Origin of the sequence: Vitreoscilla stercoraria DSM 513 (assembly GCF_000382305.1) — a bacterium.
In the GTDB taxonomy this organism is placed as follows: Bacteria; Pseudomonadota; Gammaproteobacteria; order Burkholderiales; family Neisseriaceae; genus Vitreoscilla; species Vitreoscilla stercoraria.
In genome coordinates, this window is record NZ_KB908022.1 from 151,524 (window position 1) to 165,146 (window position 13,623).

Consider the following 13,623-nt stretch of genomic DNA (forward strand, 5'->3'; position numbering starts at 1 on the left):
CATTAAATTTATTTTTCATCAGCATGAAATGTAGGTTTATTTAAATTATTTGGATGGTACGGTCTTATTTTGTGTATTGGCTTTAAAAATGATGAGATTGTTTCAATATTAAAAACATAAAAAGCAATATGGAAATATGTTTTTAGAATTTTATATAAAGGTTTTGTTCGATTTTAATATTCATTTTGAGTTTTATAAAAATTAGAAATAGGAAAAAATAGAATGAAGTGAGGTTTTATTTTCGTTTGTCATCTGATGGGTAATTTTGGTTTGATAACAGTCCACACAAGAGATTGACTCAGATAACAGACCGTATCCACGCCATCGGTCAAACCCATCAAGGAAGTTTTATGCAAACAGCAATTTGTTCGGCTTTGTCTATTGTTCATCCTATTGAATTGATTAAAGGTCAAAATGCCCATGTTTGGGATGTATCGGGTAAGCAATACATTGATTTTGTCGGTGGTATTGGCGTATTGAATTTAGGACATTGTCACCCACGCATTGTCGCTGCGATTCAAAATCAAGCCTCACAATTGATTCATTCTGCTTTTAATGCTGTCCCACATCAGCCTTATATGCAACTCGCACAAGCATTGAGCAATTTCATTCCAAGCAAGACACCGTTTGATGTGTTGTTGGCCAATAGTGGCGCTGAAGCCACCGAAAATGCCTTGAAAATTGCTCGTTTGAAAACTGGGCGTACAGGCGTGATTGCATTTGATGGTGGTTTTCATGGCCGTACTTTGGCTGCGGTGAATTTGAATGGCAAAGTTGCGGCTTACAAAACCAAATTGGGATCTTTGCCGGGTCCTGTTTACCACATTCCATATCCAAGTGAAGACAACGGCATCACAGCCGCGCAAGCAAAAATCGCTTTAGAGCGTGTTTTGAGTGTGGAAGTAGACATCAATAATATTGCTGCCATCATCGTAGAACCAATTATTGGTGAAGGTGGTTTTCAATTGTTAAATCCAGAATTTGCGGTCTATTTGCGCCGTTTTTGTGATGAAAATGGCATTGCGCTGATTTTTGATGAGGTGCAATCAGGCTTTGGTCGCAGCGGCAAACGCTTTGCGTTTGAACATTTGAATGTGGCGCCAGATTTATTATTGATGGGTAAAAGTATTGCAGGTGGCGTGCCTTTGGGTGCTGTGGCAGGTGATGTTAAATGGATGGGCGATTTGCCTAAAGGCAGTTTGGGCGGCACATATTCAGGCAATCCTTTGGCGTGTGCGGCGGCATTGGCAACAATAGACATCATGTCGCAAGAGGATTTTTTTGCACAAGTGGCACACAACTATTCTGAAGTAGTGAGTGCTTACCATCAAAAATGGCAAGAGCAAGGTTTGCCTGTGGGACGTTTGACCGGTGTCGGCTCGATGCGTGGCATTGAATTGGTGGATGCTGAGGGTCAGCCCGATACAGATTTGTTGGCGAAAATTTTGCCAGCAGCGCGTGAGCAAGGTTTGTTGTTGATGCCATCTGGTAAATACCGCAACGTGATTCGCTTGTTGCCGCCTTTGACGATTGAAACCGATGTGTTGGTTGAAGGTTTGGAATTGCTGGGTCGCTTGTTGGCAGAGCAAACTGTCGCAACGCTTGCATAAGGTAGCACTGCGATGATTCCGATTCATGTGGCAGCAAAACCATTGACCGAACAGTTTTTAAGCGTCCTGAAACAACAAGGATTTGATGGCGACATTGAAACCAGCGATGCACAACGGACGGTTTATGCAACCGACAATTCGGTGTATGAGCGTACGCCACAAGCAATTGTGTTGCCCAAAACCACGCAAGACTTGCAGGCAATCACACGTTTGTTGGCACAGCCACATTTTCAAAGTGTGACCATCACGGCTCGTGGTGGTGGTACGGGGACGAATGGTCAGTCTTTGACCGATGGCATTGTCGTGGATGTGTCGCGTCACATGAATCAGATTTTAAACATTGATGTGGCCAAGCGTCAGGTTACAGTACAAGCAGGTGTGGTCAAAGACCAATTGAATGCGGCCTTAAAACCATATGGCTTGTTTTTTGCGCCCGAATTGTCCACCTCCAACCGCGCCACCGTCGGTGGCATGATCAATACCGATGCCAGCGGTCAAGGCAGTTGCACATATGGCAAAACGCGTGACCATGTTTTGGGTTTAAAAACCGTATTGCTTGGCGGCGAAGTTTTGGAATCCAAAGCTTTGTCGGTTTCATCTTGGCAACAAGACATTGTGCAGTTGCCTGAGTCATTACAAAACAAATTCAAATCCTTATATGAATTGGTCCATCAAAATCAGCAAGCGATACAAGACGCTTTTCCTGAGCTCAATCGCTGTTTGACGGGCTACGATTTGCCGCATGTGTTGGAGCGCGATCAATTCAATATCAACAGTGTGTTGTGTGGCGCAGAAGGATCACTTGGCTTGATCGCCGAAGCCACGCTCAACGTGTTGCCCATTCCAACTCAGCGCATATTGGTCAATATCAGTTATGCCAACTTTCAGGACGCTTTGAACGATGCCAATGCATTAATGGCCAAGCAGCCGTTGTCGATTGAAACAGTAGATTCCAAAGTATTGGGTTTGGCTAAAGCCGATATTGTTTGGAACCAAGTAGCGGAATTTTTCCCTGAACAAGCAGGCAAAGCGGCGGTGATGGGCATCAATTTGGTTGAGTTTGCAGGCGATGATGCGCCGCAATTGCAGCAAACTGTGCAGAAATTTTTACAGCATTTACAGGACGATTCAAGCGTTGAACGTTTGAATGTGACGCAAGCGCAAGGTGCGGTAGCGATTGAGCGGGTATACAGCATGCGCAAGCGTTCGGTGGGTTTGCTTGGCAATGTGCAAGGCGAGCGTCGTCCGCAGCCATTTGTGGAAGACACCGCTGTACCACCACAAAATTTGGCCGCTTACATTGCCGAATTTCGCCAAGTTTTGGATGACATGCAAGTTGAATATGGCATGTTTGGGCATGTGGATGCAGGCGTGTTGCATGTGCGTCCTGCATTGGACATGAAAAATTCAAGCGATGCGGCCAAAATCAAACCGATTACCGATGCGGTGGTGGCTTTGGTGCACAAACACGGTGGCGTGTTGTGGGGCGAGCATGGCAAAGGTTTGCGTTCTGAATATGCGCCGACGTTTTTTGGTGCGGTGTATCCGTTGATTCAACAAGTTAAAGCTTTGTTTGATCCACACAACCAATTTAATCCGGGAAAAATCGCCACGCCTACCACGCAACCACACGCGCGTTTGACGGCAGTGGATGAAGTGACGTTTCGAGGTGAATTAGACCAAAAAATTGCCACGCCTGTGTGGAACAGTTTTCACAATGCGGTGCATTGCAATGGCAATGGTGCGTGCTACAACTACGACACCCATGATGCGATGTGTCCATCTTGGAAAGCTTTGCGTGATCGTGTGCATTCGCCCAAAGGGCGTGCAAGTTTGATGAAAACGTGGTTGCGTGAGCAAGGCGATGTGTTGGCGCAAGAAAACCACATTCAAAACCAATCGACTTTTCAATCTGTCATGCATCAAATCGCTTTGCGCTTTCAGGACGCTTCTAAAGGCAGCGATGATTTTTCGCATGAAGTGTATGACGCGATGAAAGGCTGTTTGTCGTGTAAGTCTTGCGCAGGACAATGTCCTGTCAAAGTGAATGTACCAGACTTCAAAGCGCGTTTTTTACAGCTTTATCATCATCAAAATCCCCGTCCATTGCGTGACTTTGCCATCGGACAATTGGAAACAGGTTTGCCGATTCTGACGCGTTTTCCAAAAGCTTACAACATGGTGATGGACAACGCTTGGGTGCAACGTTTGCAAGAAAAAGTGTTGAAATTGGTCGATGCACCACGCATGAGCGATGAAGCGGTGCTCGATTGGGCACATTTCAATGTGACGGTTTTGGATGAAAAATCTTTGGCACAGTTTGATGCGCACCGTTTTAATTCTAGCAACAGCGTGTTGTTATTACAGGACGCTTTCACACGTTATTTTGATACGCCTGTATGGATGGCGTGGTTGCGTTTGTTGCAACGCTTGAGCATTAAAGTGTTTGTGTTGCCGTTTGCTGCCAATGGCAAGCCCTTGCAAGTGCATGGTTTTTTGGGCCAGTTTGAGCGTTTGGTGCGCAAAAATACCGCATTTTTAGAACGTGCGGCACAAACAGGTTTGCCGCTAGTGGGTTTGGACCCTGCGATGACTTTGGTGTATCGCCAAGAATATCCCAAAGCTTTGAACATGCGTGAATTGCCATTTGAAGTGTTGTTGCCGCAAGAATGGTTGGCGACGCGTTTGGATGAATTGACTTTGCGCTCGCCACATCCGAATGAAGTCTTCACATTGGCAGGGCATTGCACCGAAAAAACCAATGCACCGAACGCCACACGCCAATGGCAGCAAATTTTCACCCATTTTGGTCTGACCTTAAATACTGTCAACACAGGTTGTTGTGGCATGTCAGGCACTTATGGTCACGAAGCCGAACACCAAGACACTTCCAAAAAAATTTACAGCCAATCTTGGCAGCCAATGTTGGCACAAGCATTGGATACCAAACGGGTTTTGGCAACAGGCTATTCTTGCCGCAGCCAAGTCAAACGATTGAGCCACACCCGTTTGCAACATCCCGTAGAAGCTTTATTGAAACACCTTTCGTAAACCATAACGACATTGATTTTTCAGGAGCCACCCATGACACAATTGACCGCTCAACGCAGCGATACCATTAGCCCAGACCAAATCCGTGCGCGTTTTTCGCAAGCGATGTCGGACATGTACCAACAAGAAGTGCCTTTGTATGGCGATTTGATTCAGTTGGTTGCGGATGTGAATGCCGATTATTTGACCAAAAATCCGCAAGAAGAATTGATTTTGGCCAATAGCCAAGAGTTGTCACGCTTAAATTTAGAGCGTCATGGCGCCATTCGTGTGGGCAAGCCTGAAGAATTGTTCAATATTCGCCGTGTGTTTGCGGTGATGGGTATGTATCCTGTGGCGTATTACGATTTGGCTTCAGCGGGCGTGCCTGTGCATTCAACGGCTTTTCGTGCGGTAACGGCTGAAGCCATGACTGAAAGTCCGTTTCGTGTATTTTGTTCGTTGTTGCGTTTGGAATTGATTGATGACGAAGATTTGCGTGAACGTGCGCAAGCGATTTTGGACAAACGCAATATCTTTACTGAAGAAGCTTTGCGCTTGGTCGATGTGGCGGAACAAAATGGTGGTTTGACAGAAGAAGAAGCGAATGTGTTTGTCAATGAAGCTTTGGAGACATTCCGTTGGCATTCAGATGCCACCGTTACCGCAGATGAATACGATGCGTTGAGCAGCCAGCACCGTTTGATTGCGGATGTGGTGGCATTCAAAGGACCGCATATTAATCATTTGACCCCGCGCACGTTGGACATTGACGAAGTGCAGCGTTTGATGCCTGAGCGTGGCATTGATGCTAAATTGTCAGTAGAAGGCCCACCACGTCGTCACTGCCCGATTTTATTGCGCCAAACCAGTTTCAAAGCGTTGAACGAAGACATCCGCTTTACCGATCAAGCTGAAGGTGAAATGGGCAAACATTCGGCGCGTTTTGGTGAAATCGAACAACGTGGTGTTGCGTTGACTGCCAAAGGTCGTGCGCTGTATGACCAATTGTTAGAAGAAGTGCGTGTGAAAATTGGTGGTGCGCCAACGGCGGCCAATTTGGACACGTATTACACGGAATTGGCACAGATTTTCAGCGTGTTGCCTGATACGCATCAGCAATTGCATGACCAAGGTTTAGCGTTTTACCATTATCGCGCCACTGCCAAAGGCATCGAGGCAGCAGGACAATTGGATGCGTCTTTGAACAAAGCGCAATTGTTGGAACAAGGTTATTTGAGTATTGAACCGATGACTTATGAAGACTTTTTACCAGTGTCTGCGGCAGGCATTTTCCAGTCGAATTTGGGCGATGCGGCACGTGGTTCGGCTTATGGTTCTATGTCAAACCAAGATTTGTTTGAGCGCGATTTGGGTCAAAAAGTATTGAGCGAAATGGATTTGTACGCACAAGACAGTGCACAATCTTTACAGGACGCTTTGAAAGTTTTGGGTTTGTAAGACTGAATGGATTTTTTTGCTTGGGTCCCTTAATTCTTTAAGGGTTGGTAGCACAACAGTGGATGACATCACGCTGTTGTGCTTTTTTATCTGTTGTGCTTATTTAAAATGAATCAAGCGTCCTGTAAACATTACAGGACGCTTGATCATGTGCTTAATAAAAATTGGATGCTGTTTTATTTGTTACAGGATGCTGCACTGTGACAAGCGGATTTTGGTCGCCATTTGCGCCAAACGGTATCGCCAAATTGAATACATGCTACGCCAATTAATAAAATCAAAATACCGATGCTTTGCATCAAATTGATGGTTTCGCCTGCAAACATATAGCCTATCACCAGAGCGACCACAGGCGGCAAGTAAGTCGAAGTCGATGCCAAGACTGCACCCATGGTTTCAATCAAATAATAATAAGCCAAATAAGCGATGCCTGTGCCCATCACGCCCAAGCCTAAAATTAAGGCGATGGTGGCGTGGGTGGATTGGAACACATTGCCCAAATTGGCAGTGGGTGTGGTGAATAATAAGCTGAGAAAAGCAAAAACCATTTGATAAGCTGACAAAGCGATGGGCTTGATTTTCAAAGGTGCCAAATATTTGCGTGCGTATACAAACGACAAGCCAATGAGCAAAGAGCCACTTAATATCGCTGCCACGCCTAATATATTGATACCACCTTCGGCCTTCCAAGGTTCTGCAATGAAAACGATGCCCGCACTTGCCCAAGCCATTCCCAACATGGCCGCACGACTCACACTTTCTTGGCGCAAGAAAATCATACTGCTGATAAAAGTAAACAAAGGAATTGATGCGCTCAAAACACCTGCAATGCCTGAAGGCATGAGTTTGGTGCCATAAGCATATAAGATGTAATACAACGAAGTTGCCAGTAAAGACATGATAAAAAAGTGATGCGCATAGCGCAAATGTTGCCAAGACATGGCTTTGCTGATGATGGCAATGATTAACAGTGGCACCATGCCACACAAAATTCGCCACCAAACCAATTCGATGGGACTCAAATATGGCAGTGCCATTTGTGTGAAATAGGGATTGCATCCCCATACAAGACCTAAAATGACAAAAATAGTCCAAGTCTGTGTTTTCATGAAAAACTTATCCTGTGAAAATAGTCAGATACAGTTAAAAAATACATGCTCACAGGATAAAGGTTTTTGGTTTAGTTTTAATGCGAGTTTTGTTTAGTTTTGCTGTTTAAACCACGCAATCAATTCTTCAGGTAATGGCTTGTGTTTGTCATGAATCAAATAAAAAGCATCTTGTTGAAAATCTGGAAAACTGTCTAAGATTTTCAAGCGTCCTGTTTCTAAGTGTTCTCGGATAAAAAATCTATCTATCAAGCACATACCTAATTTATTTAAGCATGTGTGCATAGATAATGCTGCGGTACTCATGCGAATAGAGCGCATGTTTTGAATCTTCATGGACAAATCGGGAATGTGGGTTTCAAAGTGGTGGCTGTCACCGATAAAAGTTAAGTTTAAATATTTTTCCTCAGCGATATTTTGGTGGTAGACATCGTATAAATCAGCATGACATACCAAAACCCAATCACGATGGTATAAAAGATAAGAGGAGTGCGCCACGCTAAACGGAGGATTGTCTTGGCGAATGGCGATGTCTACGCCATCTTCAATAAAATTGGCACGTTGTGGTGAGGCGATAATGCGGATAGGACCTTGTAAGAGCTGTTGTAAAGATGACAAACGTGGAATCAACCAACATTCGGCAAAAGTGGGCGTACAGCTGATAATCCATTCGCGTTGGTTGATTGTCAGACGTTGGGTAGATTGATCAATCAAGTCGAAAGCACGCCGCAAATCGGCTAAATAAAATCGACCTTGTTCGGTGAGGGACAATTCTTTGCCATGACGTTCAAAAAGCTTCACGTCTAATGTTTGTTCTAATTTATGTAAGTGCTGGGAAACGGCACCTTTGCTAATGCCTAACTCATTGGCAGCACGAGTGATATTGTGAAAGCGACCGACTGAGGTAAATACTCGCAGTGCGGTTAAGGAGGGATGTTGGGATTCATAATTGCTCACATATACCCTTAAGGTTAAGGCACCTTAAAATCAGGTTTAAGGTGCCTAAAGTGCTGAGATGAAGTCTGTTAAAATTGCATCTTTATGGTAAATGCATTATTACATAGCCACTTCCCATTTGTCGCCTTTGGCGATGTAAACGGTTTGAGCGCTGTCTTTTAAATCACCTTTTTCATCAAATGCAATCGCACCAGTGATGCCTTGCATTTGGGTTTTGCGAATCAATGGCGCGTATTTGGCAGGGTCGGCACTTTTGGCTTGATCCATAGCTGCAATGATGACATGGGTAGCATCGTAAGAGTAAGGTGCAAATGTGGCAATCGGTTGGTTGTAAGCGGCTTGATAGCGTGTAGCAAACTCGCTGTAACCAGGCATTTTGTCCGTGGTCGCACCTGCTGTTGAGGCGTATACACCATCAATTGGACCAATCATCTTCAACATTTCTTCGCTTTTAATGCCATCAGAACCCATAAATTGAGCAGTCACACCTTGTTTGCGCAATTCTTTTGCCAAAGGACCAGCTTGTGCATCCATGCCACCGTATAAGACAAAATCAGGTTGTTTGGTTTTAATCGCAGTTGCAACCGAGCTGAATTCAGCCGAGGTTGTGGTGGTGAATTCGGTTGACAACATTTTGGCGCCTAATTTTTCAGCTTCTTTACCAAAGTCAGTTGCCAAACCTTCGCCATAAGCACCTTTGTCATGTACCAAGCTGAAGGTTTTGATGCCTAATTTTTCAACCGCAAATTTAGCCATGCCAACAGCTTGTTGCGCATCACTGGCAATCACACGATAAACATGTTCAAAACCTTGTTGGGTGTATTTGGCACCAGTGACAGAATAAGTGATGTGTGGAATTTTGGCAGTATCATAAGTCATACTCGCAGGAATGGCAGTACTGGAAGTAAAGTGACCTACCACCGCACTGACTTTTTTGTCGACCAAACGATCTGCCATTTGCGTGGCAACACGAGGATCTGCCATATCGTCTTCTGAAATCAATTCAAATGTGACAGGTTTACCATCCCAAACCAATTTTTTGTTGTTGGCATCTTCAATCGCCAATTTAATACCATTGGCAGAATCTACGCCCCAGTGAGTCAATGGGCCTGTTAATGGATTCACCGTACCAATCAAAACTGTAATGCCTTCTCCTGAAGTGGCACTAGCAGGCTTAGCATCTGCTGACGCAGCAGCTTTTTCTGTGTTTTGACCACAGGCAGCTAAAGCCAGAGCCATGATACTTAAACTACCCAAATACAATCCTGATTTGATGATGTGCATAGCCTGTCTTCCTATTACATTGAGGGTTGTTGTTTGGATTCAGGCTAATATTCTAAACAATTCAATTCAAACGAAAAAATAGACAATACTCATTCCAATTAGGAATCATAAGACATGCATATGTATTTATTCATTTTGAAATAAATTGACTAAGGATTGATTTGTATGGTGAAGGCATTTATTCATAGATTATTAAGATTTTTTTAAAAATAGATATCTGCTAAAAAAAAAAGTCAAAATAAATGTTATTTTTTGTTAAAAAAATCAAAATTAGTCGTACATAACGTGATGTTTGGCGAGGTATATTTGAGGTAGATGGTATGGTGAATGTCGAGTATTGGAAGACAGCTTGTCTTGAGCTGTGTTATTTGGGTTGAATTTTCCAATTGTTTCATCTGTTGCAATCGATAGCAAGCCGCCTGATTGTCAGTCACATCGGAGCTGTCAACAGATTGATTCATGTACCCACTTTGGGGTGTATTGCTGCTCATTGACCATAGCAACAATGGCTGTTCATTGTATCGGATGTTCAATCATTGCGCTGTTTGGGATCAATACGAGCCACTCGCTGTAATATTTCAAATGAGTAAGTATGATTCATTTGAATATGTTCTCAGAAAACGAGGTTTCTGAGAACATAGGGATGGTCATTCTGTAAACACCAAATAAGCTCTTTCAATGTCTTTCAGGACGCTTGTAAATACTGATTCAACATGTCTTTGATGTCTTGTTGCAAGCTGCGTGGGCTGATAATGGTGATATGTGGCAACCAGTATTTCACCATAGGCAATACCTCTACAGGATTGATGTCTCGACATTGAATAATCAAATCACCATTGGGCAAGGTTTCGAGTATATCTTGATTGGGAAACTGTGCTTGGCGGCGAAAATACGGTGCAATATTGTGATTGACCTGTAAAGTGATTTGTTGAATTTGATTACCATGATACAAACTGTCACTGTGACGCAGTTTTTCTTTCAAATTTTGGTCACATTCAAAAGTTGTCGACAAAATTTCAACATTGGATATTTGTTTGAAATTGTAGGTTTTTTCTTTGTCTTGATCAAGACCGATGACATACCAAATGCCGTTTTTATTCACCAAGCCATATGGGGCGATGGTATAAGGTTTGGCTTGTTTTTCATTGATTTTGCAATAATCAAAATACACCATATGACACGAATCAATGGCTTGTTCTAATTGTAAAAACTGTTGTTTTAAACCTTGAATATTTTCATATTTTAGACCTTTGACCAAGATGTGGTCTTTCAGCAAATTGTCTAAGAATGCTTGGTCTATGGGTGGAAACAATTCTTTAATTGCAGCAAACCGACAAAAACGGGTTAAGGTTTCCAAATTGGTATGCTGCATTTTTTGGGTGTCGAGGCGATAAAATTGCGGACCTGTTTCCAACCATGGCAGATTATCGAGTCGCTGACCCAAATCGCGCTTGATGGTTTTGAGGGACACTCCATATTTTTCTGCCAAACCGTGGGCAGATAAGCGCTGGCCAGAGTGCAAATCCACCAAGATGGCACTCAATCGCTCCGCTAGTTTTTTGGTATTGGCTGACATAGATTTAAAGTTTTGATATGTATTGTTCAAACAGCTGATCTAATATGTGAACAGGCTGGCGTTCTAATGGTGTGTTATCACAATTGAAGCATTCTAAAGGTCCAGTGATGGTCTCTGATTTTTGAATGGGACCACGCAATTGACATTTTGGGCAAGTTAATTGAAATGAGTGAGCGCCGAATGACATGTTATTTACTCCCAATGGTAGTGAAACAAATAAAATGAACCAATTACTTTAAATATTAGCTCATTATTCAGCATAATACTTTCTTGTAAAGAATTTTTTATGACAAACAGGAAAATTTGTCATAAAAATTTAGCTTTTATGTCGCTTAAGCAGGTTATTTAACATAGAAATGTTTTATTCAATATTTTTAGGATTGGAGCCGAATTGGTTGTCATCTGGTGTGCCATCGGTACACATTAAAATAATGAACCAAATACCGCCTACCAATGGTATTAAACCAATCAATATCCACCAACCTGATTTGTTGATGTCATGTAATCTGCGTACGCTGACCGCAAGTTGAGGTAAAAAAACTGCCACACAAAATAACCAATAAGGTAAAGATAAGACACTTGCAGTTTCTTCGGAAATGGTTGACCCGACCAGAACCAAATACAACAACCCTAAAGAAATCAGATTGAAAAATAAGAAAAATCCCCAGTATTCACGGCGACGTGAACGTCCTGTAAATTGGGTGTATTTGTCTTTGACGGCGGTCACTGCATGTTGCCATAGGCTGATGGCATCGGGTGTGGTTGTGGCTGTGCGAGTCGCTGTGTGTGCAAATTGAATTTTTTGAGTTGGCTCAGGTGAAGGTTTTTTTATGGTCAGAATAGGGTGTACTTGAATGGCAAATTTTTCATCCGCTGCCACAAACTCAACCACCTGCCCCGCGGATGGATCATTGGTATGCTGCCATTCAGAGGCACGAAACAAATAGCGTTTGCCATCTTCGGCTTGAATCAAACCGCCACCTTTTTGTAGTGAAAAATCTAAAATTTGACCTTTCATAGAATATCCTTTTGTGTTGTTAAAATGCATATGGCGTTTTTATAGATGGCGTGTTGATATGGCGGTAGCAATGCCGTATGAAAAAAGTATTTTAATGGTTCGTCTTTTGAGAAGCGATTGAAAGGCAGTGTAAGAGCAACGTTGGACAAGATGTGTCCATGGTGATGACATGAATGTTAAAGGCATGAAAAAAGCGTCCTGTAAGTTTACAGGACGCTTTTAGTAATATTGGCAGAGAGGAAGTCTGTCGAACCTTTGTAATCAATCATTGATTTATAAGGGTTTTATTTTATTATTTACGATTAGTAACCCAACCTGTAACCCAAAAAATAAAAATGCCTCCAAAACAGGAGGCTTTTTGTTGCAATTAGGCTTCAATAGGATATGGTATAAATTCGTTGGTATCGTTGATTAGTATATCAACTAATTTGGGGTGAAGAAATAATTTATCTCTACCTTGTTGAACTTCACGCAATACACCAATATTTACCAATTCTTTTAAATACTTAGATGCCGTTTGTCTGCTTACAATTTCTAGTTTTTCTAGATAAACGATCCTTGTGTAAGGTTGTTTAAATAATAAATTTACTAGCTCATAGGTATATATCTTAGGACTGGTTTGTTTAATATATTGAACTGTATGTTCTTGCAAGGCACGAATCGTTTCTATTTTAAGTCTTGTCCAATTAGCAGTTTCTTCGATGCCTTTGAGTATGTATAAAATCCATTCTTCCCATGCTTGATTTTGAGTTACATTTAACAGGCCTGAATAATAATCATTTTTTGTTTGGATAATATAACGACTTAGATAAAGGATAGGCAATGTTAATAATCCTTTGTCTATCAGCATTAGACTATTAAGTATTCGTCCGGTGCGTCCATTGCCATCTGAAAAAGGATGGATGGCTTCAAATTGGTAATGGGCAATAGCCATGATGATAAGGGGGTCTAACTCTTCATTCTCATTAATGAATTTTTCCCAATCAGATAGTTTATCCCTTATGATACTTTCACCCTCAGGTGGCGTATAAATGGTATGCCCATCTTGGGTAGACTTTAAAGCAGTACCTGTTACCTTGCGAATATCCATGTCAGCACCTTTGATTTCACTACAAACCAAAATGGCTGTTTGAGTACACAAAGGTCTCTTGTCTAATGATTTAAAGCCTTTGAATAGAGCTGTTCTGTACCTTAATGCTTCTTTTGTTACGGGGTCTGCTTGAGACTCAGAATCCATAAATTGAAAAAGTTTATCTGTGGTTGTCACAATGTTTTCAATCTCAGAACTGGCTTGAGCTTCCATGATAGGAAGGGTGTTAATAAGCATACTTTGATTGGGTATTAATTCTGCTGCTTGTTTTAACTCAGCTAATGCGGCTCTAGATTTAACCACTTGTTTAAGAATTGCCTTCGTTTCAACATCTTGTGACGGTGGAAGACAAGGAAGGGCATTATAGGGCTGATTTGCATTCCAATTAGTCATGTTGAAAATTCCTATTTTTTAAACATGTTTTCAGTATATGTTTACAGCGTGTACATATCAATCAAACATAGTTAATTTTTGGCATTTTTTAAACA

At 42.2% G+C, this 13,623-nt stretch carries 9 protein-coding genes; 3 read left to right on the forward strand and 6 right to left on the reverse strand.

Annotation, left to right across the window (positions count from 1 at the left end):
* The first annotated feature begins 350 nt into the window (after positions 1-350).
* The 3 genes from H150_RS0105230 to hglS are packed head-to-tail and all read left to right on the forward strand — an operon-like array spanning position 351 to position 6,101.
* Entirely contained in the window at positions 351-1,610 is a 1,260-nt protein-coding gene (locus tag H150_RS0105230; protein ID WP_019958005.1) for a 2-aminoadipate transaminase, read from the forward strand.
* Positions 1,611-1,622: 12 nt separating this feature from the next.
* Positions 1,623-4,661, forward strand: coding sequence for a D-2-hydroxyglutarate dehydrogenase YdiJ (gene ydiJ, locus H150_RS0105235; protein ID WP_019958006.1), 3,039 nt, complete (start codon positions 1,623-1,625; stop codon positions 4,659-4,661).
* 33 nt (positions 4,662-4,694) lie between these two features.
* Positions 4,695-6,101 (forward strand): 2-oxoadipate dioxygenase/decarboxylase HglS, encoded by a 1,407-nt coding sequence (gene hglS / locus H150_RS0105240; RefSeq protein WP_019958007.1) that lies wholly within the window; start codon positions 4,695-4,697, stop codon positions 6,099-6,101.
* Between the two features lie 176 nt (positions 6,102-6,277).
* Here hglS and H150_RS13795 read toward each other — a convergent pair whose 3' ends face one another.
* The 6 genes from H150_RS13795 to fic all read right to left on the reverse strand — a co-directional run bounded on the left by H150_RS13795 (position 6,278) and on the right by fic (position 13,528).
* A complete protein-coding gene (locus H150_RS13795; protein ID WP_081619548.1) occupies positions 6,278-7,210 on the reverse strand; it encodes a DMT family transporter in 933 nt (310 codons plus the stop codon).
* 93 nt (positions 7,211-7,303) lie between these two features.
* On the reverse strand, positions 7,304-8,167 hold the full coding sequence (locus tag H150_RS14735; protein WP_019958009.1) for a LysR family transcriptional regulator: 864 nt from the start codon (positions 8,165-8,167) through the stop codon (positions 7,304-7,306).
* 99 nt (positions 8,168-8,266) lie between these two features.
* Positions 8,267-9,451, reverse strand: coding sequence for a branched-chain amino acid ABC transporter substrate-binding protein (locus H150_RS0105255; RefSeq protein ID WP_019958010.1), 1,185 nt, complete (start codon positions 9,449-9,451; stop codon positions 8,267-8,269).
* A gap of 685 nt (positions 9,452-10,136) precedes the next feature.
* Positions 10,137-11,027, reverse strand: coding sequence for a helix-turn-helix transcriptional regulator (locus H150_RS0105260; protein ID WP_019958011.1), 891 nt, complete (start codon positions 11,025-11,027; stop codon positions 10,137-10,139).
* A gap of 361 nt (positions 11,028-11,388) precedes the next feature.
* A complete protein-coding gene (locus H150_RS0105265; RefSeq protein ID WP_019958012.1) occupies positions 11,389-12,045 on the reverse strand; it encodes a DUF805 domain-containing protein in 657 nt (218 codons plus the stop codon).
* A gap of 367 nt (positions 12,046-12,412) precedes the next feature.
* Positions 12,413-13,528: a protein adenylyltransferase Fic gene (fic, locus tag H150_RS0105270; protein WP_019958013.1), complete on the reverse strand. Its 1,116-nt coding sequence runs from the start codon at positions 13,526-13,528 to the stop codon at positions 12,413-12,415.
* Positions 13,529-13,623: the final 95 nt, after the last annotated feature.

What these genes read in the sequence shown, in the direction of transcription:
- H150_RS0105230 (WP_019958005.1), top strand. Translation starts at nt 351, where the DNA reads ATGCAAACAGCAATTTGTTCGGCTTTGTCTATTGTTCATCCTATTGAA.
- ydiJ (WP_019958006.1), top strand. Translation starts at nt 1,623, where the DNA reads ATGATTCCGATTCATGTGGCAGCAAAACCATTGACCGAACAGTTTTTA.
- hglS (WP_019958007.1), top strand. Translation starts at nt 4,695, where the DNA reads ATGACACAATTGACCGCTCAACGCAGCGATACCATTAGCCCAGACCAA.
- H150_RS13795 (WP_081619548.1), bottom strand. Translation starts at nt 7,210, where the DNA reads ATGAAAACACAGACTTGGACTATTTTTGTCATTTTAGGTCTTGTATGG.
- H150_RS0105255 (WP_019958010.1), bottom strand. Translation starts at nt 9,451, where the DNA reads ATGCACATCATCAAATCAGGATTGTATTTGGGTAGTTTAAGTATCATG.
- H150_RS0105260 (WP_019958011.1), bottom strand. Translation starts at nt 11,027, where the DNA reads ATGTCAGCCAATACCAAAAAACTAGCGGAGCGATTGAGTGCCATCTTG.
- H150_RS0105265 (WP_019958012.1), bottom strand. Translation starts at nt 12,045, where the DNA reads ATGAAAGGTCAAATTTTAGATTTTTCACTACAAAAAGGTGGCGGTTTG.
- fic (WP_019958013.1), bottom strand. Translation starts at nt 13,528, where the DNA reads ATGACTAATTGGAATGCAAATCAGCCCTATAATGCCCTTCCTTGTCTT.